The organism is Herbiconiux sp. J20-20 (genome assembly GCF_057365085.1).
Genome location: NZ_CP195122.1, coordinates 1,172,179 through 1,198,502, shown reverse-complemented (window position 1 = coordinate 1,198,502; position 26,324 = coordinate 1,172,179). Strand labels below are relative to the sequence as shown.

Sequence of the window (26,324 nt, the reverse complement as noted above, 5' to 3'; positions counted from 1 at the left end):
GGAGAGACATGGAACTGCGCGACTATCTGCGGATTCTGCGCAAGAGATGGGTGCTCATCCTCATCCTCACGCTTGCCGGAGTCTCCGGCGGGGCCGGGGCGACGATCCTCGCGACCCCGCAGTACCAGGCGAGCACCAAGATCTTCATCGCCGTGCAGTCGACCGGCGCCGTCAACGAGCTCGCGCAGGGCAACAGCTTCGTGCAGCAGCAGGTCAAGTCGTATGCGGAGGCGATCACCACCCCGCGCGTGCTCGACCCGGTGATCCAAGACCTCGGCCTCGACATCAGCGCGGCCGAACTGGCCGACGACGTCACCGCCACGGCACCGCTCGACACCGTCAACATCGCCATCTCGGTCACCCGCGCCGACCCGAACGAGGCGGCGAGCATCGCCAACGCCGTCACCGCGAGCGCGCGCGAGCAGATCGTCGAGATCAACCGGCCCGCCAACGGCGACCCGTCGCCGATCACCGTGTCGATCCTGCAGTCGGCGGTCGTGCCGACCGAGCCGATCTCGCCCAACACGCGGCTCAACCTCGCCCTCGGTGCGCTGCTGGGGCTGGCGCTCGGGCTCGGGCTGGCGGTGCTGATCGAGGTGCTCGACACCCGCATCCGGGGTGAGCGCGACGTCGAACTCGTCACCGACACCCCCATCATCGGCGGCATCGCCTACGACAAGTCGGCGCCGAAGCGTCCGCTCGTCGTGCACATTGAGCCCTCCAGCCCGCGCGCCGAAGCGTTCCGCATGCTGCGCACCAACCTGCAGTTCCTCGACGTCGAAGGCGGCGCCCGCACCTTCGTGGTCACCTCGTCGATGCAGGCCGAAGGCAAATCGACCACGGTCGCCAACCTCGCGATCGCCATCGCGCAGTCCAACGCGCGCGTGCTCGTCGTCGACGCCGACCTGCGGCGCCCGCAGCTCGCCGACTACCTCGGCATCGAAGGCGCCGTCGGGCTCACCGACGTGCTCATCGGCCGTGTCGACCTCAAGCACGCGCTGCAGCGCTGGGGTCGCGGCAGCCTGTACGTGCTGCCCGCCGGCTCGACACCGCCGAACCCGAGCGAGCTGCTCGGCTCGCAGGCGATGGCCAGCCTCATCGAGCGCCTCGGCGCCGACTTCGACGTCGTGCTGATCGACGCCCCGCCGCTGCTGCCCGTCACCGACGCGGCGGTGCTGGCCCGGCTGGTGCGCGGCGCGATCTTCGTCGTCGCCGCCGGGCGTGCCCGCCGCGGCGAGCTCGAGGCCTCGGTCGCGACGCTGGCGAATGTGGGTGCCAAGCTCAGCGGCATCGTGCTGACGATGCTGCCCACCAAGGGCCCGGATGCCTACGGCTACGGCCGCTACGGCTACGGCCGCTACGGATACGGCTACGGCAGCACCGAGCCGGCGCAGGCCACCGACCCCTCCCCGAGTCGTGGCTGAGCGGGCGAGCGCACCACCGCACCGGATCCTCGCGGTCTGCACCGGCAACGTCTGCCGCTCGCCCATCATGGAGCAGCGACTGGCCGAGCTGGCAGCGAGCGCGGGGGAGCCGTGGCGGGTCGAGAGCGCCGGACTCGGCGCCCCGGTCGGCGAAGAGCTCGACCCGGCGACGGCGCGCGCCGCCGGGGTGAGTGAGAGCGCCCACCGGGCCCGCGCCCTCGATGCGGTCATGGTGGAGGGCGCCGCCCTGGTGCTGACCGCCGCGCGCGAGCACCGCCGCGACGTGGTGGCCCTGGTGCCCGCCGCCAGCCGCCGCGTCTTCACGCTCGCCGAGTTCGCGCGCCTGCTCGACGACGTCGTCGCCCAAGGCTTCGACCGCGAACCCGGCGAGGAGGGCCCCATCGCCCTGCCCGTGCTGGTGGATCGCGTCGCCAGCCACCGCGGCTTCGTGCCGCCGTTCGACGACCCCGCCCAGGAGGACGTGCCCGATCCGCGCGGCGGCACCGACGAGGCGCATCGCGCCGCCGTGGCGCGCATCGACGCCCACCTGGCGAGCATCGCGGCGGCCCTCGCCGAGAGCCGGAGGCGGTAGTCGATGGTTCGTGCGATGTCCCCCGCTCGCGCCCCCCGCCCCGACTCCCGCTGGGCCGCCATCCTCGGACTCGTGGTCGTCGCCGCGATCGCCGCCGTGCTGGTCGTCATGGCCACCACCCGTGCCCAGCCGGTCAGCTCGCTCGCGACCCCGCTGCCCATCCCCGAGTTCACCGAGACGCCGGCGCCGGCGCCGCCCGCCCCGCTGCCCGACCTCGGTCACCTCGCGCGCTACCTGGTGCCGCTCGACGAGACGAGCGCGTGGCGCACGAGCGACGCCTGGTGCGAGCCCGGCGACGTCGCCAGCATCGAAGTCACCGCGGATGCCGGGCAGACCTGGCGGGCCTACAGCTTCGCCCAGCTCGACAGCGCGGCGGTGCCCGCGCTCGATCCCTCGCTGCTCGACCGCTCGATCCTCTGGGCGGTCACCGCCAGCACCGACGACTGCGCCCTCGGCTACGCCGCCTCGTACACCGGCGGCGAGTTCTGGCGGTTCGAAGACGAGACGCCGAGCGTGCCGTTCGTCGATGTCGACGGCGTCACCATCACCAACGGCAACGCCGCGTTCACCGCCCCGTGCACGATCGCCGGGTTCGACGTGCAGGGCTCCGCCGAGGCCGCCGTCGTCTGCTCCGACGGGCAGCTGCTCGTCACCGCCGATGGCGCCGTCACCTGGCAGAGACCCTCGCTCGACGTCGTCGCCCTCGCCATCACCGGAACCGCTAGCGGGTATCTGATCGCGGCCTCGCGCGCCGACGGCTGCGACGGAGTGCAGCTGATCGACGTGCGCGCCGCCGATGCCGGGGTCACCCCCGGCGTCTGCCTCGCCGGGCTCGCCGAGAGCACTCCGCTCGCGCTCGCCCTCGCGGGCGACGCCGTCTGGCTGTGGGCGGGCGACACCGTCGCGGTCAGCCCCGACGGACTCGCCGACTGGCCGGCCGACTGGCTCGAGGCATCGAGCGCGACCCCCTCCACCACCCCCGCACCGAGCGAGGAGCCCGCCGATGACTAGCACCCGAGAGCACGGCGCAGCGGAGCGCCGGCGCCGTCGGATCACCCGCCAGCCCTCGCACCGCTGGCGCTGGATCGTGGCGATCGTGCTCGCGATCCTGGTCGCCGTCACGCTGTGGGTCGGCATCCGTGCCCTGCTGGCGCGCGAGGCGCTGCTCGGAGCGGTGCCGCTCGTGCAGCACGCGCGCGAAGCGATCATCGACGGCGACGCCGACGGTGTGGCGGCCGACCTCGACGAGGTGCGGGAGCGCACCGCGCAGGCGGCCGCGCTCACCTCCGACCCCGTCTGGCGGGCCCTCGAGGCGGTGCCGCTGATCGGCGTCAACCTCACTTCGTTCCGTGAGGCGGCCGCGGTCGTCGACACCGTGGCCCGCGACGCGCTGCCGCCGCTCGCCGACCTGGGCGCGAACCTCGAAGTCAGCGACTTCGCCCCGCGTGACGGCCGCCTCGACCTCGCGCCGCTCGTCGCCGTGCAGCCGCAGCTCGCCGCCGCGGCCGACGTCATGACCGATGCCGCCGCGGCCGCTGAATCGATCCCCACCGAGGGCACCATCCCGCAGCTCGGGATCGCGGTGCGCCAGCTCACCGACCTCATCACCGAGACCGATGAGCTCGTCGCGGCGGCCGCCGGGGCGGCCCAGATCCTGCCGAGCATGCTGGGCGGCGACGGGGAGCGCGAATATCTGCTGCTCGTGCAGAACAACGCCGAGCTGCGCGCGGCGGGAGGCATCCCCGGTGCGCTCGCCGTGATCACCGCCGCCGACGGCACCCTGCGACTGAGCGACCAGTCGGGCGCCTTCCCCGTCTCGGAAGAGGTGGTGCTGCCGAGCCTCACCGACGAAGAGCGCACCCTGTTCGGCGACAACCTCGGCCTGTACATGCAGAACGTCACCGCGACCCCCGACTTCGCCCGCACCGGCGAGCTCGCGCGCGAGATGTGGAGCGACGTGGCGGCAACCACCGTCGACGGCGTCATCTCCGTCGATCCGGTTGCCCTCGCGCACGTGCTCGCGGTGACCGGTCCGATCGACGTCGGCGACGGGGTCACGCTCGACGAGACCAACGTCGTGCCGTTCCTGCTCAGCGAGGTCTACGCGCGCTACGCAGAGCCGCGCGAGCAGGATGCCTTCTTCGCGAGCGCGGCGGCGGCGGTGTTCCACCAGATCCTCCACGGCGACACCGACGCTCGCGCCCTCATCGGCGCGCTCGCCGAGTCGGCGGGGGAGCGGCGGATCCTGGTGTGGAGCGCCGACCCGAGCGAGCAGGCGATCATCGAGCTGAGCGGACTCGACGGCGCCCCGGTGTCATCCACCGACGAGCGCAGCGGCTTCGGCGTGTACTTCCACGACAACACCGAGTCGAAGATGAGCTACTACCTCGACACCGCGATCCGCACCGCCTCGGTGGAGTGCCGCAACGACGATCGCCCCTACGTCGAGGTGAGCGTCACGCTGACCTCGACCGCCCCGGCGGATGCCGCCAGCAGCCTTCCCGACTACGTCACCGGCACGCGCCACGGCCTCGGCCTCACCAAGGGCCAGATCCAGACGACGACGTTCATCGCGGCCCCGGCCGGCAGCGACATCTTCGACGTGCAGATCGACGGCGTCTCGTCGCCGCGCATCCTGAGCACCCTCGACGGGGTGCCGATGGCGGGCGTGACGGTGACCCTCGAGCCGGGGCAGAGCACCCAGCTGCGCTACCTGGTGCTCGCGCCCGCGAACGCCCCGCTCGCCGTCGACCTCGAGCACACGCCGACGGCATTCGACGTGCCGGTGTCGCTGAACCACCTGCTCGCCTGCCCGGCGGCGCCGACGGGGGAGCCGGGCATCAGCGCGCGTGCTGCGGCGCCGGCGCTCGCCGATTACTGATTAACGCTCAGCACCTGTAACATGAATTTTACTTCGAATGAGTTGTTGTCGGGTTTCCCGATCAGTAGCGTGATTCGCATCTGGAACTGCGTCCGACCCGACGGCGTCCTGGAGAAGCACACACCGCACCCTTCGCACGCTCGACCCCCCGGGCACCACTGAGGCAGGTTACCCACCATGTTCAAGAAACTGATCGCAGCTGCCGCCCTCATCGGCGTGGCGACCCTGACCCCCGTTGCTGCGCACGCCTACGGCGAACCGAGCGGCCCCACCACCGTCACGCCGGGCACGAGCACCACGCTCACCCTGCAGAACCTGCCGAGCGAATACGACGACGAGCCCGACGGCATCCTCGTCAGCGTCAACGGCCCCGGCGACGCCGTGCTCGCCGGCCTCGTCACCCGCGCCTACACGTCCAGCTCGGGCGCCGTCAGCATCAGCATCAGCTTCCCCACCGCCGGCAGCTACACCGTCGGCATCTCCAACAACCCGAGCGCCCCCGTCGCCGGCGCTCCCGCGTTCAGCGACTCCTTCACGATGACCGCCGAAGCGGCCGCCGCCCCCGGCGACGCGCTGCCCGAGACCGGCGTCAACCTGGTGCCGTTCCTCTGGTTCGGCGGCGGGCTCGTCATGCTCGGCTTCGCGCTCGTGGTCATGCTCGCAGTCGTCCGCCACAGCCGCCAGCAAGAGAGCATCGACGCGTAACGCGCGCCCCTGACCTGACCGACGCCGGGCCGCGAGTCACTCGCCGCCCGGCGTCGGCCTCTATGCTGAAAAGGTGACACCAGGCGAGGCGCAGCCGACGACGACCGACTCTGCACGGTTCTCGCGCGTTCCGACCCTCGGCCTCGTCGCCGCAGATGCGGAGTTCCGTGCCGAACTGGAGCAAGCTCTTGAGCTCGCCGGGCTCGCCGAAACCGTCGCCGTCTCGGTCGGAACCTGGATGGAGACCGTCTCGCATGAGGCCTTCCCCACCCAGGCCGTCGTCTTCGACGCCGACGACGAGAGCGCGACCCCGTCCGTCGAGGCACGCGTGCGCGCCAGCCGCGCCGCCAGTGCCCGCGTCATCGCCGTCACCCGCGACCTCGACGGCGCCAGCGCCGAGCGCTGGAAGACCGCCGGGGCGACCGAGGTCGTCACCCGCGAACAGCTCCCCGACGCCGTGCGCGCCCTCGCCGGCGCCCAACCCGGGATCGCCGCCGAATGGCACCAGGATGCGCTGCAGCGCGCCCAGCGCCCCAAGCTCAGCCCCGGCGAGACGCAGGCGCTCAAGCTGTACTGCAGCGGGCTGTCGACCATCGAGGTCGGGCGCGAGATGAACGTGCAGTACGAGACGGCCAAGACCTACCTGCGCCGCGTGCGCGAGAAGTACGCCAAAGTCGGTCGGCCGGCCAGCAAGAAGATCGAACTGATCCGTCGTGCGACGGAAGACGGGATTCTGGAGGAGTAGGTGGCGAAGCTCTACTTCCGCTACGGGGCGATGAACAGCGGCAAGAGCACCGCGCTCCTGCAGGCGGCCTACAACTACGAAGAGCGCGGGCAGCGGGTGCTGCTGGCCAAGCCCGCCATCGACTCCAAAGGTGAGAACTCGATCGTCTCGCGCCTCGGCGTCGCGCGCCCCGTCGACTTCACCATCGGCCCCGGCGCCGACCTCGCGGCGCTGTTCGTCGCCGAGCGCGCGCGGTTGGTGCGCGAGAGCGGGCACGACCTCAGCTGCCTGCTCGTCGACGAAGCCCAGTTCCTCGACGAGCAGCAGGTGGACGACCTGCTGCGGATCGCCATCCAGCAGGACGTCCCGGTGCTCGCCTACGGCATCCGCACCGACTTCCAGACCGTCGCCTTCCCCGGCAGTCGCCGACTGCTCGAGGTCGCGCACTCGCTCGAAGAGCTGAAGACCATCTGCCGCTGCGGACGCAAGGCCGTGTTCAACGCGCGCACCATCAACGGCGACTTCGTGTTCGACGGCGACCAGGTCGCCATCGAAGACGGCGCCGAGGTCGTCTACGAGTCGCTGTGCGGCGCCTGCTACCTCGACGAGAGCGGCGGCACGCTCAACCGCGGCTGGCGGCCCCGCATCGACTTCAGCTACACCAGCGGGCCCGACGCCGACTTCGCCTGAGCGGGCGCGCGTCACGCGCACCGCATCCGGATACGCGAAACGGCCGCCCTCTCGGACGGCCGTTCCTGTTCTGGTCGGGGTAACAGGATTTGAACCTGCGGCCTCGTCGTCCCGAACGACGCGCGCTACCAAGCTGCGCCATACCCCGGTGATGCACTTGCCGCGAACGGCAACCTGTCAAGGATAGCCGATTTCTGCGGGCATCTCGGTCAAGGTCAGCACAACGGCCTCCGGCGGGCACGCGAAGCGCACCGGTGCGTAGATCGAGGTGCCCAGGCCCGCCGACACGTTCAGCAGCGCCGCGCCGCGCGCGTGCCGCCAGACGCTCAGGCCCTGCGCCTGCTCGCGCGGAATGTCGCAGTTCGTGACCAGCGCCGGCATGCCCGGCACCCGCACCTGGCCGCCGTGGGTGTGCCCGGCGAAGATCAGCGAGGCGCCCTCCGTGACGAAGTCATCGAGGACCCGCTGGTAGGGGGCGTGCGTGACGCCGACCGTCAGCGGCGGCAGCGCCACGTTGTCGGTCCACTCCACGTTCTCGCGCACCGCCTCCAGGTTCGCCGGAATCGACCCCAGGTCGTCCCAGCCGCGGTGCGCATCCGCCGTGCCCACGAACTCGAACGCGGTTCCCCTCAGCTCGATCGCCGCGGCGCGGTTGTTCAGGTCCGACCAGCCGTGGCCTTCGACGAACAGGTGCTCCAAAGCGGCGGTGTCGAGCTTCAGGCCGTCGTGGTGCGCCTTCGACGGGCCGCTGAAGTAGCGGAACGGGTTCTTGAACGTCGGGCCGACATAGTCGTTCGAGCCGTGCACGAAGACACCCGGCACGTCGCGGAACGGCTCCAAGGCCTCCGCCACCGCCGGGATCGCGTCCGGGTGACCCAGGTTGTCGCCCGTGTTGACAATGAGGTCGGGCTCCACGCGCGCCAGCGAGCGCACGAAGTCGATCTTCGAGCGCTGCCACGGTGCCAGATGCAGGTCGCTCAGGTGCAGGATCGTGATCGGGCGCGAGCCGCGCGCCAGAATCGGCAGCGTCTCCTCGCGCACCGTCCAGCGCACCCGCTCGACGAGGGCGCCGTAGGCGAACGCCGCGGCGCCGAGCGCCGCGACGGCGCCGATTCCGGCGCCGACGCGGCGAAGCTCAGCACTCACGGGCAGGCGACTTTTCGAACCGTCAGGGTGATCGCCGAGTTCTTGTTCTTCACCGAACCCGCCGCCGGGTTCTGCGCGACAACGGTGCCGACCGAGGCGGGCGGATCATCCACCGTGGCGACGACACATGCCTCCACCACGTTGGTAAAGCCGGCGTCGATCATCGCCGTCTCAGCGGTCGCGTAGTCGTAGCCCTGCGTCGAGACGTCGGGGACCACCGCCGACTTGCCGTTCGAGGTGTAGACCTTCACCTCGGTGCCACGCGGCACCGACGAGCCCTCGCTCGGCGAGACCTTCGCGACCGTGCCCTCGGGCAGATCGGAGTCGACCTCGCCAGCGTCCTTGTAGCGCAGCTCCACGAGCTCGATCGCCGACTTCGCCGCCTGGGGCGTGCCGCCGATGAGACCCTCGGGGATCTCGACCGGGTTGCCGGTCAGCAGTCCCGGGTCCGGATCGGCGAACGCCGAACCGGGGAACAGCTTGTCGATCTCCAGCGCGATCGGCAGGAAGATCGAGTGGCGCAAGACGGACGCGCTGATGCCGTTGACATAGATGCTTCGCAGCGCCTGGGTGCCCACGATGTTGCCGACCCAGACGGCGGTCGCGACGCGGGTCGAGGTGCCGACCATCCAGGTGTGCACCGAGGCATCCGTCGTTCCGGTCTTGCCGATGTACGGGGTGCCGTCGTACGGGTTCGAGGCGCGCGCGGTGCCCGTCATCACCGTCGCCATCGCATACGCGGCCGTGTTGGCGACCTCGGGCGAGACCAGCGACTGGCCGCAGACCTGCGGCTGCCCCTGCACCTCGGTGCCGTCCGGCTGGATGACCGCGTCGATGATGATCGGCTCGCAGTACACGCCCTCGTTCGCGATCGCCGCGTAGGCGGCGGCCTGCGTCAGCGGCGCGATGTTGTTCTCGCAGCCGCCGATCGCGCACGACGGGTTCGTCGCCAGGTCGGTGCCATCCGCCGCGCCGTCGCCGCGGTGCACGCCGATCGAGGCGGCCAGCTCCGCGATGCGGGCCTGGTCGACATCGGCCGCCATCTGCATGAAGACCGAGTTGACCGACTCGGCGGTACCGCGCACCACCGTGTACGACCCCTTCTCGCCCGCGTCGTTCTTCACCTTGAAGGTCGTGCCGCCGTAGGTGCCGCCGATGTTCGAGTCGAAGAACTCGGCGTAGTTGAACTCGGTGATGCCGGCGTCGAAGGCCTCATTCACGCCGTGGCCGGCATCCAGGAACGCCAGCAGCACGTACGGCTTGTACGTCGACCCCGGCTGGAAGCCGCTGCCGCCACCGCCCGCGAGATCGGTGTTGAAGTTGACCGCGGTGGTCGAATCGCCGCCGCCGTCCAGCGTGTTGTCGAAGGTCTTGTTCTGCGCCATCACGATGATGCGGCCGGTGCCGACCTCGACGCTCGACACGGCGGCACCCAGCTCGAACCGATCCTCATCGGCCGGAGCGTACTTCTTCACCGTCGAGTTGGCGGTCTTCGACAGGCTCGGGTTGATCGTGAGCACGAGCGTGTAGCCGCCCTGCTTCCAGTTCTCGGCGCGCTCTTCCTCGGTGGTGCCGAGGCTCGCCAGCGACTCGACCTGGCGCGTCGCGTAGTCGCAGGCGAAGCGGTACTGCGTCTTCGCCGCGAGGCAGCCGTTCTTCGGCGCCGAATAGTTGACGAACTCCTCATCCACCGGAATCGCGAGAGCCTCGTCGCGCTCCTCGAGGGTGATGTAGCCCTCCTCGTGCATCGCCGTCAGAATCACGTCGCGGCGCTCCTGGTTCGCCGCGTAGTTGTCGGGCGTCGCCAGGCTGCGGGCGTTCGGGTACTGCACGATCGCGATGAGGCTCGCCGCCTCGGCGATCGTCAGGTCGGCAGCGCTCTTCGAGAAGTACTGCTCGGAGGCGGCCTGCACGCCGTAGGTGTTGCCGCCGAAGCCGGCGATGTTCAGGTATCCGGTGAGGATCTCTTCCTTCGTGTACCGCTGCTCCAGCCCGATGGCGAGCTTCATCTCGCGCAGCTTGCGGTCGATCGACGGGTCGAGCGCTTCCGCGATCAGCTCGTTCTGCGTGTCGATGTCGTAGTCGGGGTTGTTGACGATCTGGTTGACGATGATGTTGCGCACCGTCTGCATCGTCAGCGTTGAGGCGCCACCCGCATCCGCCCCGGTGGCCTGGCCGAGCGCCGCACGGATGACCGACGGCAGGTCGACGCCGCCGTGGTCGTAGAAGCGGCGGTCCTCACCGGCGATGGCCGCCTGCTCGAGGTACGGGCTCATCTCGTCGAGGCTGATCTGCTCACGGTTCTGGTAGAACACCGTGGCGATGTTGACCATCTCGCCGCTGTTGTTGATCGCGACGATCTGGTTCTGCTGCGAACCCTCGTCGAGCTCGATGTAGTCGGGAAGACTGTCGAAGATCCCGATCGTGCTGCTGGCGGTGACGCCGGTCACGGCGATGGCAGGGGCGACCATGACGGTCACAAGCAGTCCGGCGAGCGCGCTCAGGCCAAGCGTTCCGAAGATCGCACCGAGCACCCCGCCAGCCGTCAGATTCTGGGCAGGCATAGTCTTTAGGGTACGGGACGACTCCGAACTTCAAGCTGAACGGAAGCACAAAGATGACCAGGTGGGAATACCTGACCACACCGCTCATGATCCACAACACCGCCGCCATCCTCAACAACTGGGGCAGCGAGGGCTGGGAGCTCGTGCAGGTGGTGACAGGTCCCGAAGGCGGACTCGTGGCCTACCTGAAGCGCCCGGTCGCCTCGGAGGCCTCCGCGTGAGCGCCGTTGCCGCGCGTCTGGCCGAGCTCGGCCTGACCCTGCCCGCCGTCGCGAAGCCCGTCGCCGCCTACATTCCCTCGATCGTCTCCGGCGATCTCGTCTACACCGCGGGGCAGCTTCCCTTCATCGACGGGGCGCTCCCCGCGACCGGCAAGGTCGGCGGCGAGGTCACGCCCGAGGACGCCGCCGGCTACGCCCGCATCTGCGCCCTCAACGCGCTCGCCGCGGCCGAAGACGCGATCGGATCGCTCGACCGTGTCACGCGCGTCGTCAAGGCGGTCGTGTTCGTGGCATCCACCCCCGACTTCACCGGCCAGCCCGCCGTCGCCAACGGCGCGTCGCAGCTGCTCGGCGAGGTCTTCGGTGAGGCCGGCCAGCACGTGCGGAGCGCGGTCGGGGTGGCCGTGCTGCCGCTCGACTCGCCCGTCGAGGTCGAGCTCGTCCTCGAGTTCCACTAGGCCGCGCGGCCCCGCGCTGCGCCGCGCGGCCCCTCGCTGCGCCCTGAGTGTGTCGTTTCTCCGGAGGTTTCGCCGGCAGCCCCCGTGTTTCCGGGCCTGAATCGCGCGCGCAGGGCATTTTCTCCGGAGAAACGACACACTGCGAGCGTGCGGATGCGCGGGGCGGGCGCGCCCCGACGTGCCCCGCGCTCAGCCCGGAATCACGAAGCCTGAGACGGGTCGGGTGTGATCCCCGCGCCACAGGTGCGTCTCGATCTGAGCCACGCAGGCGGGCCAGTCGTGCATGACGAGCCGCGAGCTCAGTCGCGCGGTGAGGTAGCCGCGCTGCGCCGAGGCGTTGTCGCGGCGGCGGTCCTCCACGAATCCGGCCTGTGTCGCGTGCGTCGCCGCCCCATCCGTCTCGATGATCAGCGACGTGCCGACCAGCAGGTCGACCTCGCCCACGCCCTCGACGTGCGGATGGACGAGCACCGGCACGCCGCGCTCCCGTAGCCACAGGCGCACGATCGACTCGAGCCCCGAATCGGCGCGTCCGTCGATGAACGGCTCCAGCTCGCGTGCGGCCCTCGGGAGCCGTCCGATGACGAAGCGCAACGCGGATGCGTCGATCAGCCCGCGGTGCAGCGCGCTGTCGGCGCAGGCGACCGCGGTCGCACGATCGGCCCGCACGAGAACCTGCGCGAGCGTCTGCTCAACCGACTCACGCCATACCGAGCTCGGCGGCTCGATCGTGTCGCGCAGGAGGGTCCAGTAGGGCACGATCGGATTCCCGTCGACCTCGAGCGGGCCGGGGTAGGGGAGTTGCTTCCCGGGCACTGCCACGTTTCCGTGTGCAGGCCAGCTCACGTGGATACCGTGGTCGAGCCCCACCCACATTCCGTAGCTGCGGGCGGCCGAGAGCGAGCCGAGGCGCCCGCCGAGGGTGACGGCGATGCGGGCGTCGAGCGGCGCATCCGGTGTCGCGTAGTTGGCGCGGCGCAGTCGGATCAGTGTGCCGCGATGCGCGGCCGCCGCGATCTGGCGCGGTGAGCACCCCGCGTCGAGGAGCTGCTGACGCAGGACGATCGGTCCGATGGTGCGGGCAGCGGCGCCGGCGTCGCGGCGGGGGATCGGGGAGGCCACGCATCCACGCTGGCGCTGGCGTGCGGCCCGCGGGCTGACGCGGCTCGGCCGGTGGATCTGGGCGTGTGCGGCGCGCCGGGGAGGATGCGACCGCCCGGATGGGTGCTCGCCGCGGTGGCGCCTTCGGCCGCCGCCCCGCCCTCAGTGCGACGCTTCTCCGGAGAAAACACCCTCTGCGCCTGACTTGGGCCCGAAAACACGGGGGCTGCGGGCAAAACCTCCGGAGAAACGACACACTACGCGCGGGCGGGGCGGTGCGCGGCGCGGCCGCGGGGCGCGGCCCTAGGCGCTGCCGAGCTTGTCGGAGATGACCTGCATCACGCTGGTGTCGGCGAGCGTGGTGGTGTCGCCCACCTCGCGGCCCTCGGCCACGTCGCGCAGCAGTCGCCGCATGATCTTGCCCGAGCGGGTCTTGGGCAGCTCCGCCACGATGTAGATGTCGCGCGGGCGGGCGATCGCGCCGATCTGCTGGGCGACGTGCGAGCGCAGCAGCACCGGGGCATCCACCGCCATCTCGTCGGCGAACTCCTGCCGAAGAATCACGAACGCGACCACGGCCTGCCCGGTCGTCTCGTCCGCGGCGCCCACGACCGCCGCCTCGGCGACGGAGGGATGCGCGACCAGCGCCGACTCGATCTCGGCCGTTGACAGGCGGTGCCCCGACACGTTCATCACGTCGTCGACGCGTCCGAGCAGCCAGACGTCGCCGTCCTCGTCGTAGTGCGCGCCGTCGCCGGCGAAGTACATCGGCCCGCCCTCGACCTCGGCGAACTTCGACCAGTAGGTCTCGCGGAACCGCTCCGGGTCGCCCCAGATGCCGCGCAGCATCGCCGGCCACGGCTCGGTCGCGACCAGCAGTCCGCCGCTGCCGTGCGGCACCGGCGTGCCGTCCTCATCGAGGATGCCGATCGAGATGCCCGGCACCGGGCACTGCGCGCTTCCGGGCTTCAGCTCCGTGATCCCGGGCAGCGCGCTGACCATGATTCCGCCGGTCTCGGTCTGCCACCAGGTGTCGACGATGGGGGCGCTTCCGCCGCCGATGACGTCTCGGTACCAGATCCACGCCTCCGGGTTGATCGGCTCGCCGACGCTGCCGAGCACGCGAATGCTCGACAGGTCGAAGCGATCCGGGATCTCCCGACCCAGCTTCATGAACGAGCGGATCGCGGTCGGCGCCGTGTAGAAGATCGACACCTTGTACTTCTCGATCAGCTCCCACCAGCGGCCGGGGTGCGGCGTGTCGGGGGTGCCCTCGTACATGACCTGGGTGGCGCCGTTGGCGAGCGGGCCGTAGACGACGTAGCTGTGCCCGGTGACCCAGCCGACGTCGGCGGTGCACCAGTAGACATCCGTCTCGGGGTGCAGGTCGAACACGTTCTTGTGCGTGTAGGCGACCTGGGTCAGGTAGCCGCCGCTGGTGTGCAGGATGCCTTTCGGCTTTCCGGTGGTGCCGGAGGTGTACAGGATGAACAGCGGGTTCTCGGCCTCGAAGCCGCGCGGCTCGTGCTCGGCATCCGCCGCCTCGAGCGCGTCGTGCCACCAGACGTCGCGGCCCTCGGTCCAGTTGACCTCGTTCTCTCCGCGACGCACCACGAGCACGTGCTGCACGGTGCTCGGGTTGCCGTCGATCTCGTCGGCGGCCAGCGCCGTGTCGACGGTGCCCTTGAGGCCGAACACGCGACCCTTGCGCCAGCCGCCGTCGGCGGTGATGACGAGCTTCGCCTCGGCGTCGTCGATGCGGGCGCGCAGACTCTCGGCGCTGAACCCGCCGAAGACGACCGAGTGCACGGCGCCGAGGCGCGCGACCGCGAGCATCGCGATGACGGCTTCGGGGATGACCGGCAGATAGATCGCCACGCGGTCGCCCTGGCCGATGCCGAGCGCTTCGAGCGCGTTGGCGGCGCGCTTCACCTCGGCGGTGAGCTCGGCGTAGGTGAGGCTGCGGGTGTCGCCCGGCTCGCCCTCCCAGTGGATGGCGACTCGGTCGCCGTTGCCGGCGGCGACGTGCCGGTCGAGGCAGTTCTCGGCGACGTTCAGCTTGCCGTCACCGAACCAGCGCGCGAACGGCGCGTTCGACCAGTCGAGGGTCTCGGTGAAGGGGGTCTGCCAGTGCAGGAGCTGCCGGGACTGCTCGGCCCAGAAGCCGAGCCGGTCGGCCGCGGCGGCCTCGGCGAGCTCGGTCGAGGCGATCGCGTTGGCGGCGAACTCGGCGCTCGGCGCGAACCGGCGGTTCTCGTGCATCAGGCTGTCAATCGAATTCATGGACGTCGTTATCCTCGCTCGACCCGCGACCGTGCCTGGCGATCGCGTGGAATCATCTGGTGAACGCGACGATCCTATCGGGCGCCGCGGGCCGGGCCGCGGGGCGTGTGACGTCGTGTTTCGCGCCCGAACGGCGCCCCGGAGCGACATCGTCATCGAGTTGTCATCAACATCAGAGATTTCTCGGGGAATCTCCGTTGCGGTGTCCTCCTTTTGGAGTACACTCAAGCCATCCGGGCGCAAGCTCGGCATGCGGCGCACAAGATTCCCCCCAATCCTGCGCTGCTGTGGCGGCGCCCGTTCCCCCCAATGGGCGCCGCCCCTCTGTTTAACCGGCCCGTTGCGGGGTCGTGTTTCGCGGGAGCGAGTCCCGGCAGCCGCTGCTGCGGCGACCCGGCGTCGCGGATTCGGCGCGTCGCCTCGTTCCCGGCCGCGTTCTGGGCGAAAAACCCACGAATCCGCGGCTTTCGGCCCCGAATCGGCTCGATTTCGCACACGGTGTCGACGTGGATGCACGGGCGGCCGGGTCGGAGGAGCGCTTCGTCGCGCGCCCCACGCGTGCCGCCGCCGAGACGTCGCGCGCCGGCCCGGCGCCACCGCGCGCGATCTGGGGGCCGCTGGCGGGCCTGCTCGACCCGGAGATGACCGATCTCTTCGTCAATCCCGACGGCAGCGTCTGGGTCGATCGGGGTACAGGCGCAGAACTCGTGCCGGGACTGCGCCTCACGCCGCGCGAGGCGCGCGAGCTGGCGATCCGACTGCTGGCCCAGGGCGACCGGCATGTCGACGAGGCGACCCCGTGCGCCGATGCGGCGCTCGACGGCACACTGCGCGTGCACGCCGTGCTGCCGCCCGTCAGCGTCGGCGGCGCGGTGCTCTCGATTCGCCAGGCGCGGCCCGAGCGCTGGAGCCTGGATGAGCTCGCCGAGCGCGATGTCGTCGCCGCGGCGGACCTCGACCGGCTGCGCGAGTTGGTGGCGCGCCGGGCGAACCTGCTGATCACCGGCGCCGCGGGCACCGGCAAGACGACTCTGCTCGCGGCGCTGCTGGCCGAGGCGCCGCCGAGCGAGCGCATCGTCGTCGTGGAGGATGTCGCCGAGCTGCGGGTCGCGCATCCGCACGTCGTCGCCCTCTCGGCGCGCCAGCCGAACCTGGAGGGGCGCGGCGCGATCGGTCTCGACCGACTGGTGCGGGAGGCGCTGCGGATGCGTCCGGACCGGCTCGTGGTGGGCGAGTGCCGCGGTCCCGAGCTGCGTGAGCTGCTGATGGCCCTGAACACCGGGCACGACGGCGGCGCGGGCACCCTGCACGCCAACTCGCTCGCCGACGTGCCGGCGCGGCTGGAGGCGCTCGGAGCGCTCGCCGGGTGGGAGCCGGTGGCGCTCGCCCGCCAGGCGGTGAGTGCGTTCGACGCGGTGATCCACCTCACGCGGGCCCCCGACGGCCTCCGGCAGGTCGAGGCGCTCGGCCGACTCCGGCTGGGCGCGCGCGACCGGCTCGCGGTGGAGGAGTGGTGAGCGACGCCGGCGCCGCCCTGGATGCGCACGCCGAGCTGGTCGAGCGCCTCGCCGTGCTGCTCGAGGCGGGGCTCGCCCCCGGCGCGGCCTGGCGGGAGCTGGCCGCCGACGCCCCCGACTCGTTCGCCGGGCTGGTGGCCGAGGGAGGGGCGGAGGCGAGTGCCGACCGCGTGCTCGCGGCACTCGGTGAGCGGCCGAGCGTCGAGCACGACAGCCTGCGCGCGCTCGCCGCCGTGTGGCGCGTCGCGACGGAGGCGGGCGCCCCGCTCGCGCCGACCCTGGCGCGACTGGCGGAGGTGCTGCGCGAACTCGCGCAGGGTGAGCGCGAACTCGAGACGGCGCTCGCCGGACCGCGTGCCACCTCACGCATCGTGCTGGCGCTGCCGCCCCTCGGTCTGCTGCTCGGCGGGGTGCTCGGCATCGACGGGCTCGGAGCCCTGGTCGGCAGCGGCCTGGGCTGGGCGTGCCTCGTGGTCGGCACGGGCCTGCTGCTGCTCGCCGTGCGTTGGAATCGTCGCCTCTGGCGGGCGGCGTCGGAGCGCAGCCCGGCGCCGGGGCTCGCGCTCGACCTGCTCGCGGTCGCGCTCGCCGGGGGAGCGCCCCCGGGGCGGGCGCGGCGCTGGGTGCTCGACGCGCTCGCCGAGGCCCGACTGCCCGCGGAGGCGGCCGAGCTCGACCGCCAGCTCGCCTTCGCGACGCGGGCGGGCATCCCGGTCGGTGCGCTGGCGCGCAGCGCCGCCGTCGCCGAGCGCCGCCGCGCTCGCGCCGGCGACGCCCGACGCGCGGCCGAGTTCGCCACCCGCCTCGTGCTGCCGCTCGGGCTCTGCATCCTGCCGGCGTTCGTGCTGCTCGGCGTGGTGCCGATCGGCATCGCGATCGTCTCCTCCACCGAGCTGCTCGGCTAGCGCCGTCGTTCTTCGCCGACACCGAGCGTTCACTTCCGATTCACGCGCGCGCTCGACACTCCGCAGATGCGATCTCGCCTTCCTGTCCTCCGCGGCGCCATCGCCGGGCTGGGGCTCATCGCGGCGGTCACCGCGTCGCAGGTCCACGCTCCGCCGGCTCATGCCCATCCGACCGGCAGCAGCGCCCTGCTGATCGAATTCACTGACGCCGGTCTCGACATCGAACTCCAGGTTCCCCTCGATGACTTCGAAGGCGCGACGGGGGTGCGGGTCGACCCGAGCAGTGCGAACGGTGACGCGGTCGCGGACGCCATTGTCCGCCAGCTGCAGTTCCACGACTCCGACGGCGTGCCCTTCGATACGGCCATCGAGAGCGTGGTCATCGAGACCGTGAACGGCCTCGAGACGGTGGTCGCCGCCGGCTCCGCGGCGGCACCCGGCGTGCCGTCACCCGTCACCGTCAGTGCAACGCTCGTCATCGAGGACGATGACCGCCACGCGATCTACGTCTCGGCGCTGCGCGACTCCGGCAGCCGTGAGCTGGTCGGCATCCTCACCGGAGCCAGCGCCACGGTGACGATCGCCGCGGCGGCCGCCTCGGCCACCGTCGCCGACATGCTCGCGTACGGCATGCAGCACATCGCCCACGGATACGACCACCTGCTGTTTCTCGCGCTCCTGCTCCTCGTCGCCCCGCTCTCGCTCTCTCGAGCCCCGACCCGCTGGGTTCGCGACCCGAGGCAGACGTCGCGCGGGACGCTGGTGCGCGTCGCCCAGACCGTGACCGCGTTCACGTTGGGGCACTCTTTGGCGCTCGCGGTGGTGGGGCTCGGCTGGGTGGCACTGCCCGTGCGCCTCGTCGAGTCGGCCGTCGCGGCGACGATCGTTCTGATGGCGATTCACTGCGTCCGCCCGATCCTTGGTCGGAGGGAGGCCGTCCTGGCGGGCGTCGTCGGGCTCGTCCACGGCTCCGCGTTCGCCACCACGATCGTGGAGCTGGATCTGCCGGTGTGGGATGCGGTGCTGGCGATTCTCGGTTTCAACCTCGGGATCGAACTCGCCCAACTCATCGGTGTCGTGCTGACGGTGCCGTTCCTGGCGGCCGCGGCGGCGAGCCCGGCATACATGGTGCTGCGCATCGTGGTCGGCGTGGTCGGCGTCGCCGCGGGCCTTGCGTGGTTCGTGGCGCTGCAGGTGGACGCCGATTCGATCCTGGAGCCCGCGTTCGGGCTGATCTCGGCCGCCCCGATCGTCGCGTACGGGCTGTTCCTGGTGGTGATGCTCGCGCTCGCGTGGCCGCGGCGAGCATCCGGTGATGCGATGCGCGGGGCCGTCACATGACCGTGCGGGGGAGCGCGAGCCGTGCTCTCGCGGCGGGCGCGATCGTCGTCGCATCGGTGGCGCTCGCCGGTCCGGCGGCCGCGCATCCCGAGGGGCCGCCCCAGACGGTTCTCATCTCGACGGCGGGCGCGACCGTGACGCTGCACTGGACGAGCGCGGTGGACGACCTGAGCGCTCTGGGATTCCGGCTGGGGGCAATCGATGCTGAGAGCACGTTCGTCTACGACGAGACCGGCACGCTGATCGCCGAAGAGTCGGACGTTGACGACATGACCGTGCTCGGGGCGGATCCTGTCTTCGCCGAGTACCTTCTCGACACGCTTCAGGTCGTGCAGGCCGGGGCGCCGTGCGCCGGAGTGGTGGGCGACACGTCCGCGCTGGGGTCGGCCGGGGTCTCGGTGCGCTTCGAGTGCGCGACCGACATCGCCGATCGCTCCGAGGTGGAGATCACCGCGACCCTTCTGATGGATCTCGATCCCCGCTACGAGGTGCTCGCGACGAGCGAGGGCGGGGAGAGCTTCATCTACACCGAGGCGGATGACGTCCACACCTGGCAGCTCGCATCGCCGGTGGCGACGGCCGGCGGTGGCGGCGAGGTGTCGTGGGCGGCGGCGGCGGTGGGAGCGCTGTGGGTGGCGGGTCTGGTCATTCTCGGTCTCGTGATCCCGCGAATTCGCGACCGCGGACGCCCCCGGGTCTGAGTTGTTGAGCTTCCGTTTACTTGGCATCCAGGTGCGGGACATGAGGGATCAGCACGATCGGGCGAGCTTGCCCGTTCGATCCCCCTGACGAAAGGCCCCCCGTGTTCCACTCTCTTCGCCGCTCTCTTCACCGAGGGGTCGCGCTCGTTCTCGCGGTCACGGTGCTCGGCCTCGGCCTCGGTGTCGCGGCCGCCGACTCCTCCGAACCCGCGGCCGCGGCCGGCGAGGTCGTTCCCGGCGGCAAGGTGACGATGGAGGTCACGAGCTACGACCTGCAGTGGTCGTACTCGCTGTCGGTGAACGGTGCGGACGTCTCGATGCCGAGCGTGCAGTCGGCGGGCGTGGGTTCGACGCCGACGCTCATCGAGAGCGCCTCGTTCGCGGCGGGGACGCTCGAGGAGGGGGCGAACACGATCGTGTTCACGCCCGGCATGAACGGGTCGGGCGTTCCGGATCGGGTCTATCTGACCAACATCAAGGTGGTGCTCGACGACGGTCGCGTCTTCGAGGATTCGGGTTCCGCCGGCACGATCATCAACGTCGGCTACGACCGGGTGCCGCACGAGTTCTCATACAGCTTCGACGTCGATGTGACTGCCGCCGACGCCGTTCCCGGCGGCAAGGTCACGATGGAGGTCACGAGCTACGACCGGCAGTGGACCTACTCGCTGTCGGTGAACGGCTCGACCGTCGCGCTGCCCTCCGTGCAGTCGACCGCGGCAGGCTCGACGCCGACGTTGATTGAGAGCGAGTCGTTCGCGGCGGGCACGCTGGACGAGGGTGTCAACACGATCGTCTTCACGCCGGGCATGAACGGCTCGGGTCTGCCCGACCGCGTCTACCTGAGCAACATCAAGGTGGTGCTCGATGACGGCCGAGTGTTCGAGGACTCCGGTTCGGCCGGCACGATCATCAACGTCGGCTACGACCGCGTGCCGCACGAGTTCTCCTACAGCTTCGACATCAACGTGACCGCCGAGACGGTCGTCGCGGGCGGCAAGGTCACGATGGAGGTCACGAGCTACGACCGGCAGTGGACCTACTCGCTGTCGGTGAACGGTGCGGACGTCTCGATGCCGACCACACAGTCGACCGGCGCGGGAGCGACGCCGACGCTCATCGAGAGCGGGTCGTTTGCGGCGGGAACGTTGGATGAGGGGGTCAACACGATCGTGTTCACTCCGGGCATGAACGGCTCGGGTCTGCCCGACCGGGTCTATCTGACGAACATCAAGGTCGTGCTCGACGACGGCCGCGAATTCGTCGATGCCGTCTCCGCCGGGACGATCATCAACGTCGGCTACGACCGCGATCCGCACGAGTTCTTCTACAGCTTCGACATCAACGTGACGGCCGCCGGCGGGCCCGGCAGCAGCGGCGAACTGTCGCTCTCGCTCGCCGAGGGCGAGCTGGTCTCCGGGTCGATCCCGGTCGTGGTCGACGGCGCCGCCCCCGTGACCCTGGTGATCGACGGCACCGAGCGGTCGCTGGAGCCCGCGATCAGCGGCGGCAAGCTCCTCGTCGACGTCAACAGCTACGACGGCGGCAAGACCGACTACAGCATCCTTGTCAACGGCGTCGAATTCGCGATGCCTGCGGTCGATGCGGCACCGGGCGGCGGCGGCGTCGGCTCGTTCGTCACGCTCGAGAGCTCGGCCTTCCCGACCGGAACGCTGAGCCCGGGCAGCAACACCGTCTCGTTCGTCTCCGGCCCCAATTCCTCCGGGGTCCCCGACCGCGTCTATCTCCGCAACCTGAAGATCGTGCTCGACGACGGCACCGTCTACACCGACGCGGAATCGGCCGCCGAACGGATCGATGTCGGCTACGACCGGAACCCGTACGAGGAGTCGTATCCGTTCACGTTCACCGCCGCGGCGCCCGACGCCTCGTCCCGCCTGCACTACGCGTGGGACACGACGACGACACCCGACGGAGTCCGCACGGTCACGGTGAGCGATGCGGAGGGGGAGCTCTCGGTCGAGGTGGTCGTCGACAACACCGCGCCTGCGCTCGAACTGCGTCGCCCGGCTGCGGGAGCCACGTACTCGATCTTCGATGACCTCGTCGTCGACATCGCCGGCTCCGACGCCACCGACGGGTCGGTGCCCGTGGCGATCACGGTCGACGGCCTCGCCGTCGAGAACGGCGCGTCGCTCGCCGGTCTGCTGGAGCTCGGCTCGCACGAACTGACCGCGACCGCGGAGGATGCAGCAGGCCACCGCACGAGCGAGACGATCAGCTTCGAGCTCGGCACGTATGTCGCCACGGACCCGTCGCCTGCCGCACACGCCGCGAGCGTGTCGCCGAGTGACGTGGAACTGAGCGTCATGGTGTCGACGCCCGGCGCCGATGTCGACGTCCGCTTCGCCGAGGCCGAGGTGGTCTCCGGCGTGGAGGCGGGCCACATCGACGCGCGCGGCGGAACGACCACGGACGGCAGTCCGTCGCCCGGTGCCGGCGCCGAACTCGACGCGGGCGTTCTGGGGCGGCTCGACAGCATCGACGCCGAGACCGTCGAACAGGGCTCGACGGCGGCCTATCCCTTCCAGCAGTTCGAGATCGCCATGCCGGAGGGGACAACGTCCAACAGCGTCGTCGAGATCTTCTGGCGGGGTGACGCCCCGACCGGCCAGCGCGTCGTGCTGTCGGCCTGGGACTTCGCGTCCGAGGAGTGGGTGACGGTCGACGAGGCGCCCGACGGCGGCGCGTACACGAACCTCGAGGGCTCGGTCCCCGCGGCCGACGTCGTCCGCGATGGTCGCGCGATCGCCCTGGTTCAGGTGCGCCCGGGCTACATCGCGCCGACCACCGACGGAGTCGTCAACTTCGCCTGGGTCACCGACACGCAGTACTACTCGTCGCGTGACGCGGCGTCGTACGCGGCCATCACCCAGTGGATCGCCGACAACAGCGATGCGGACAAGATCGCGTACACGGTGCACACCGGCGACATCGTCGACATCCCGTCGAGCGACCCGCAGTGGGTGAACGCGGACGCCGCCATGAGCATCCTGGATGAGGCTGGCGTTCCGTACGGCGTCGTCTCGGGCAACCACGACTACGAGAGCGGCTATGCCCACTACCGCGAGTACTTCGGCGAGCATCGATTCGCCGACAACGCCTGGTACGGCGGCACCATCAGCGACAACGTCCAGCACTACGACTACGTGTCGACTCCGGAGGCCGACTACCTCTTCGTCTACCTCACCTGGTCGGCGACCGACGAGGAGTGGGAGTGGGTCAAGGACGTCATCCGCACGCATCCGGATGCGAACGTCATCATCGGGACGCACGAGCAGTTCAGCGATACCGGGGTGCTGCTCGGTCAGGGTGAACGCTTCATGAGCGAGATCATCCAGCCGTTCCCGAACGTGCGCGCGATTCTGTCCGGCCACAAGAAGACCTCGTACGTCTGGGTGCATCGCCTCGACGACGGTCGTGTCGTTCTGCAGGTGCAGGGCAACTACCAGCACGTCGACAACGAGTACTCGACCGAGGGCGGCGGCTATATGCGCTACCTCAAGCTGGACCCGGCCGCGCAGACCTTCACCAACGAGACGTTCACTGTCTTCGACACGGCGAACACCCACGCGTGGGACGAACTCGGCTGCGAATCCCGCACCGAGGCGCCGGACGTCGAGATCGAGATGACGGAGGCCTGCATCGGCGCGGAGAACTTCGTGCGTGACGTCACCCTCGAGCCGACCGAGCGCTCGGTGGCGACGGACTTCGTCGCGGCGACGGTGCGCACCGGTGCCGAACTCGGCACGGTGCACGATGTCGAGCCCGGAACGCGGGTGTCGGTGCCGGTGGTCGATGTGCCCGTCGACGGATCCCTGCACTGGTATGTCGACATGACCGACGCGGCGGGCAACACCGTCTCGTCGCCGGTGTGGTCGTTCACCACGTCGGCCTCAGGAGGCTCGGACGGCTCTGCGGGGGTGCCGCCGACCGGAACGCCCGATCCGATCGCGGATGACGAACTCGCCGGAGACAGCGGCGACGTGACGCTGTCGCTTGATGGGCGGAAGGTCACGATCACCCTGCCGGCGGAGTACGCCGACTCGTGGGTCGGGATGTTCGTCCATTCGACGCCGCAGTTCCTGGGCTGGCACCAGACCGGCGCGACGGCGACGGCGACGGCGACGCTGCCCGACGATCTCGAACCGGGCGTGCACCGTGTCGTGGTGGTCGATCGCTCCGGGGAGCTGATCGGCTGGGCCAGCTTCACCGTCGACAGCCACGGCAACGTCCTCGCCACGACGGGGCAGACGGTGTTCCTGCCGCTGCTGGTGGTGGCGGCGGTGCTGCTGCTCGCCGGGGGCGCGGCGATGCGTCTGCGCGGTCGCAGCGCGGTCTAGTTCGACGCTGCGGACGAGGAGGCGCTCCGGGCCGGGCGCCTCCTGATCGGCTCCGCTGCACCGTTCCTCCCCAGCGGGACTCGGAGTGCGACCATGCCCGCACTGATCGCGTCACACCTCGTCGCGTGATCACGGTGGGCAGGCTGGTCTCACTCGTGCCGCCGACCCGACCTGGAGGTTCGAATGTACGACCACCCGCTTCCCGCAACCCGCGGCACCCGCGGCACCCGACTCGCCAGCGCGCTCTGCGCGCGCTGGCGAGCCCTCCGCGACGACGACCGCGGCGCCGCGACCGCCGAGTATGCGATCACGATCATGGCCGCCGTCGGCTTCGCTGGCCTTCTGGTGGTGATCCTGCGCTCCGGCGAGGTGCAGCAGATCCTCACCGACCTGGTGCGCAGTGCGCTCACCGTGGCGGGCTGACCGCGGCAGCGTCGTCGCCGAGTTCGCGGTCGCGCTGCCCGCGGTGCTGCTGGTGTTCCTCGCGCTCATGTCGGGCATCCAGTTCGCGGCGCTCGCGGTTCGGCTGAACGACGCGGCGGCGGATGCGGCGCGCGGTCTTGCGCGCGGCGACGCCACGGCGTCGGTCGCAGCCCGCCTCGCCACGCAGGTGCCGGGGGCGGGTCTTCAGCGGGGGTCGGAGGGCGACCTGGTGTGCGCCGAGCTGGCGGTGACGCCGGGCGGAGTGGGCGGGCTGCTCGGCATCCGCCTGGAGGCGCGCAGCTGTGCGCTCGCGGGTGGACTGTGAGTCGTCCCGATGTCGCCTCCGAAGCGGGCGCGGGCTCGGTGCTCGGGTTCGCGCTGCTCGGCGCGCTCGTGGTGCTGGCGCTCGCCGCGCTCGGCCTGGGCGGGGCGCTCGCCGAGCGGCAGCGCGTCATCGGCGCGGCCGACAACGCGGCCCTCGCGGCGGCGGATGCGGCCCGCGGGCTGGTGCCCGGCTCGCCCTGCCCGGTCGCCGAGCAGGTGGCGGTGGCCAATCGGGCGCAGCTGCGCTCGTGTGACGTCGATGGCTACGTCGTCACCGTCGAGGTCGAGGGCACCGTGTGGGGCGTGCTCGTGAGGGCGCGCGCGACCGCAGGGCCGCCGCGGCGCGCCGTCGGCCGTGGGAGCGGCCGGCCTTGTCGAGCGCCTCCCTACGCTTTCGTGCGGCGCCGCAGGAGCACGAGCAAGACTCCGGCGATCACGAGCACGCCCGCGATGCCAAGCAGCAGCTCGCCGCTCACTCCGGTGGCGGCGAGCACGGCGACCCAGGTGGCGGTGAGGCTGAGCGGCCCTGTCGCGGTGGCAGGCAGCTCAAAGGCGTCGCCGTCGACCGTCCAGCCGGCGAACTCGTAGCCGTCGCGCGTCGGGTCGGCGGGAGCGGGGATGGTGTCGCCGTCGTTGACGGTCACGCTGGCAATGCTGGTGCCACCCGCCGTGTCGAAGCTGATGAGGTAGTGGAATCCGACCGTGATCTGCCCACCGGTGCCGACCGTGGCGGTGGCGGCCGAGTAGCCGACCCCCGCGGGAGTCGTCGAGTTGGTGATCGTCGGAGCGTTCGGGTTTCCGCCGTCGGTCGCGGCGCCCGCATCCGGGGTGCCGTGGATGTCGAGAGTGCCGGGCGTGCCCGGGGGAGCGCCCGCACTCGGTGCGCTTGTTGTGCCGCCTCCGCCGATTCCGGCGGCGTCGGTGCCGCCGGTGGCGGTGATGTTGCCGCCGGTGAGGGTGATGGTGCCGCCGTCGCCGTAGTCGCCGCCGCCGATGCCGGCGCCGGAGAATCCGCCGGTTGCGGTGGTGTCGCCCCCGGAGATCGTCACGCTGCCGCCGTCGCCGTTCCAGCCGCCGCCGATGCCCGCGCCGAGGCCGCCGCCGGTCGCGGTGACGTCGCCGCCCGAGATGGTGATGGTGCCGCCGTCGCCGCTCCAGCCGCCGCCGATGCCTGCAGCGTTGCCGCCGCTCTGCGACACGACGGTGCCGCCCGTGATGGTGATCGTGCCGGCATCGCCGGAGTAGCCGCCGCCGATGCCGGCTCCGAAGTCGCCACCGATTCCGCTTCCGACGCCGAAGGAACCGGGCGTGACGGTGACAGCTCCGCCGTTGATCTCGATGCGGCCGCCGTTGCCGTTCTCACCGCCGCCGATGCCCGCGGCATAGTCGCCGCCGGTGGCCGTGACGGTGCCGCCGTTGATGACGATCGTGCCGCCATCTTCCTCGTCGCTGCCGCCGATTCCGGCCGCGAAGCGCTTGCCGACCGCGGTGAGAGCGCCGGCGCCGTCGCCAGTGTCGTCGATCGTGAGGGAGGCGGTGCCCGCCACGTGGATCGCTGCCGTGTCCGCAGCGGGATCGTCCACCGTGAGGGTGTGCCCGCTCAGGTCGAGCGTGATGCTCTCGCCCGCGTCGACGGAGAGGTTCGCGCCCGCGGGGGCGGTGATGTCGGCGCCGAGCACGACGGTGTCGCCGTCGACCGCGAACGCGGCCTGCAGGTCGCCCCAGGTGGTGACGGTGACGGTCGCGGCCGAGGCGGGCGCGGCCGTGAGCACTGCGAGCGGCAGCGCGAGGGCGGCGGCGAGGGCCGCGCGGCGCACGAGCATCGAGTGGGTCACGAGCGGGCTCCGGGATCCCGGGCCGAGGCGGCGCGACCCGTTGAGGTTCCCTCGACCGTAGCAGGAAGCGACACCTATATAAGGAGAATCAGCACGCAGACTGTCGATCGCCGCCGTGCGGCGCG

General features: G+C 70.9%; 21 protein-coding genes, 1 tRNA gene and 1 pseudogene. 17 read left to right on the top strand and 6 right to left on the bottom strand.

The window, feature by feature from the left end; all coding sequences use genetic code 11:
- Positions 1-8: 8 nt before the first annotated feature.
- The 7 genes from ACR3ZA_RS05775 to ACR3ZA_RS05745 all read left to right on the top strand — a co-directional run bounded on the left by ACR3ZA_RS05775 (position 9) and on the right by ACR3ZA_RS05745 (position 7,016).
- On the top strand, positions 9-1,424 hold the full coding sequence (locus ACR3ZA_RS05775; RefSeq protein ID WP_473661022.1) for a polysaccharide biosynthesis tyrosine autokinase: 1,416 nt from the start codon (positions 9-11) through the stop codon (positions 1,422-1,424).
- Positions 1,417-2,016 (top strand): arsenate reductase/protein-tyrosine-phosphatase family protein, encoded by a 600-nt coding sequence (locus tag ACR3ZA_RS05770; RefSeq protein WP_473661020.1) that lies wholly within the window; start codon positions 1,417-1,419, stop codon positions 2,014-2,016. Before ACR3ZA_RS05775 ends, ACR3ZA_RS05770 begins: the two co-directional genes overlap by 8 nt.
- 15 nt (positions 2,017-2,031) lie before the next feature.
- Positions 2,032-3,027 carry a hypothetical protein gene (locus tag ACR3ZA_RS05765; RefSeq protein WP_473661018.1) on the top strand — a complete coding sequence of 332 codons (996 nt, stop codon included), beginning with the start codon at positions 2,032-2,034 and terminating at the stop codon, positions 3,025-3,027.
- Complete coding sequence (locus tag ACR3ZA_RS05760) at positions 3,020-4,897, top strand: DUF4012 domain-containing protein (RefSeq protein WP_473661017.1); 1,878 nt, start codon at positions 3,020-3,022, stop codon at positions 4,895-4,897. Before ACR3ZA_RS05765 ends, ACR3ZA_RS05760 begins: the two co-directional genes overlap by 8 nt.
- Positions 4,898-5,074: 177 nt before the next feature.
- Positions 5,075-5,602 (top strand): hypothetical protein, encoded by a 528-nt coding sequence (locus ACR3ZA_RS05755; protein WP_473661015.1) that lies wholly within the window; start codon positions 5,075-5,077, stop codon positions 5,600-5,602.
- Positions 5,603-5,675: 73 nt separating this feature from the next.
- Entirely contained in the window at positions 5,676-6,347 is a 672-nt protein-coding gene (locus tag ACR3ZA_RS05750; protein ID WP_473661013.1) for a helix-turn-helix transcriptional regulator, read from the top strand.
- On the top strand, positions 6,348-7,016 hold the full coding sequence (locus ACR3ZA_RS05745; protein ID WP_473661011.1) for a thymidine kinase: 669 nt from the start codon (positions 6,348-6,350) through the stop codon (positions 7,014-7,016).
- 71 nt (positions 7,017-7,087) lie between these two features.
- On the opposite strand, the gene ACR3ZA_RS05740 is transcribed toward ACR3ZA_RS05745, so the two are convergent.
- From ACR3ZA_RS05740 to ACR3ZA_RS05730, 3 genes are all read right to left on the bottom strand, one after another.
- Positions 7,088-7,164, bottom strand: a tRNA-Pro gene (locus ACR3ZA_RS05740).
- Positions 7,165-7,193: 29 nt separating this feature from the next.
- Positions 7,194-8,162, bottom strand: a complete 969-nt coding sequence (locus ACR3ZA_RS05735; RefSeq protein WP_473661009.1) for a metallophosphoesterase — start codon at positions 8,160-8,162, stop codon at positions 7,194-7,196.
- On the bottom strand, positions 8,159-10,726 hold the full coding sequence (locus ACR3ZA_RS05730) for a transglycosylase domain-containing protein (protein ID WP_473661006.1): 2,568 nt from the start codon (positions 10,724-10,726) through the stop codon (positions 8,159-8,161). The genes ACR3ZA_RS05735 and ACR3ZA_RS05730 overlap by 4 nt, the downstream gene beginning before the upstream one ends.
- Before the next feature lie 53 nt (positions 10,727-10,779).
- On the opposite strand from ACR3ZA_RS05730, the gene sp36 reads away from it, so the two are divergent.
- On the top strand, positions 10,780-10,947 hold the full coding sequence (gene sp36, locus ACR3ZA_RS05725; protein ID WP_473551615.1) for a Sp36 family protein: 168 nt from the start codon (positions 10,780-10,782) through the stop codon (positions 10,945-10,947).
- On the top strand, positions 10,944-11,405 hold the full coding sequence (locus ACR3ZA_RS05720; RefSeq protein WP_473661004.1) for an Atu1372/SO_1960 family protein: 462 nt from the start codon (positions 10,944-10,946) through the stop codon (positions 11,403-11,405). Before sp36 ends, ACR3ZA_RS05720 begins: the two co-directional genes overlap by 4 nt.
- Positions 11,406-11,594: 189 nt before the next feature.
- On the opposite strand, the gene ACR3ZA_RS05715 is transcribed toward ACR3ZA_RS05720, so the two are convergent.
- Entirely contained in the window at positions 11,595-12,527 is a 933-nt protein-coding gene (locus ACR3ZA_RS05715) for an endonuclease domain-containing protein (RefSeq protein WP_473661002.1), read from the bottom strand.
- A 282-nt stretch (positions 12,528-12,809) separates the two neighbouring features.
- Positions 12,810-14,789 carry an acetate--CoA ligase gene (gene acs, locus ACR3ZA_RS05710; RefSeq protein ID WP_473661000.1) on the bottom strand — a complete coding sequence of 660 codons (1,980 nt, stop codon included), beginning with the start codon at positions 14,787-14,789 and terminating at the stop codon, positions 12,810-12,812.
- Between the two features lie 506 nt (positions 14,790-15,295).
- Here acs and ACR3ZA_RS05705 point away from each other — a divergent pair.
- From ACR3ZA_RS05705 to ACR3ZA_RS05670, 8 genes and pseudogenes are all read left to right on the top strand, one after another.
- Positions 15,296-16,306 carry a TadA family conjugal transfer-associated ATPase gene (locus ACR3ZA_RS05705; RefSeq protein ID WP_473660998.1) on the top strand — a complete coding sequence of 337 codons (1,011 nt, stop codon included), beginning with the start codon at positions 15,296-15,298 and terminating at the stop codon, positions 16,304-16,306.
- Positions 16,303-17,211, top strand: a complete 909-nt coding sequence (locus ACR3ZA_RS05700) for a type II secretion system F family protein (protein WP_473660996.1) — start codon at positions 16,303-16,305, stop codon at positions 17,209-17,211. The genes ACR3ZA_RS05705 and ACR3ZA_RS05700 overlap by 4 nt, the downstream gene beginning before the upstream one ends.
- A 66-nt stretch (positions 17,212-17,277) precedes the next feature.
- On the top strand, positions 17,278-18,552 hold the full coding sequence (locus ACR3ZA_RS05695) for a HupE/UreJ family protein (protein ID WP_473660994.1): 1,275 nt from the start codon (positions 17,278-17,280) through the stop codon (positions 18,550-18,552).
- Positions 18,549-19,253, top strand: coding sequence for a hypothetical protein (locus tag ACR3ZA_RS05690; RefSeq protein ID WP_473660992.1), 705 nt, complete (start codon positions 18,549-18,551; stop codon positions 19,251-19,253). The genes ACR3ZA_RS05695 and ACR3ZA_RS05690 overlap by 4 nt, the downstream gene beginning before the upstream one ends.
- Before the next feature lie 101 nt (positions 19,254-19,354).
- Entirely contained in the window at positions 19,355-23,617 is a 4,263-nt protein-coding gene (locus ACR3ZA_RS05685; RefSeq protein ID WP_473660990.1) for a metallophosphoesterase, read from the top strand.
- A 183-nt stretch (positions 23,618-23,800) separates the two neighbouring features.
- Positions 23,801-24,040 (top strand): DUF4244 domain-containing protein, encoded by a 240-nt coding sequence (locus ACR3ZA_RS05680; RefSeq protein WP_473660988.1) that lies wholly within the window; start codon positions 23,801-23,803, stop codon positions 24,038-24,040.
- The gene (locus ACR3ZA_RS05675) at positions 24,018-24,365 is read left to right on the top strand and encodes a TadE family type IV pilus minor pilin (protein ID WP_473660986.1); all 348 of its coding nucleotides are present in this window, start codon (positions 24,018-24,020) and stop codon (positions 24,363-24,365) included. Before ACR3ZA_RS05680 ends, ACR3ZA_RS05675 begins: the two co-directional genes overlap by 23 nt.
- Positions 24,272-24,640 (top strand): annotated as a pseudogene (locus ACR3ZA_RS05670) (Rv3654c family TadE-like protein); the annotation flags it as partial. The gene ACR3ZA_RS05675 and the pseudogene ACR3ZA_RS05670, both read left to right, overlap by 94 nt.
- Positions 24,641-24,750: 110 nt before the next feature.
- On the opposite strand, the gene ACR3ZA_RS05665 reads toward ACR3ZA_RS05670, so the two are convergent.
- Positions 24,751-26,199, bottom strand: a complete 1,449-nt coding sequence (locus ACR3ZA_RS05665; protein ID WP_473660984.1) for an InlB B-repeat-containing protein — start codon at positions 26,197-26,199, stop codon at positions 24,751-24,753.
- Between the last annotated feature and the right edge of the window lie 125 nt (positions 26,200-26,324).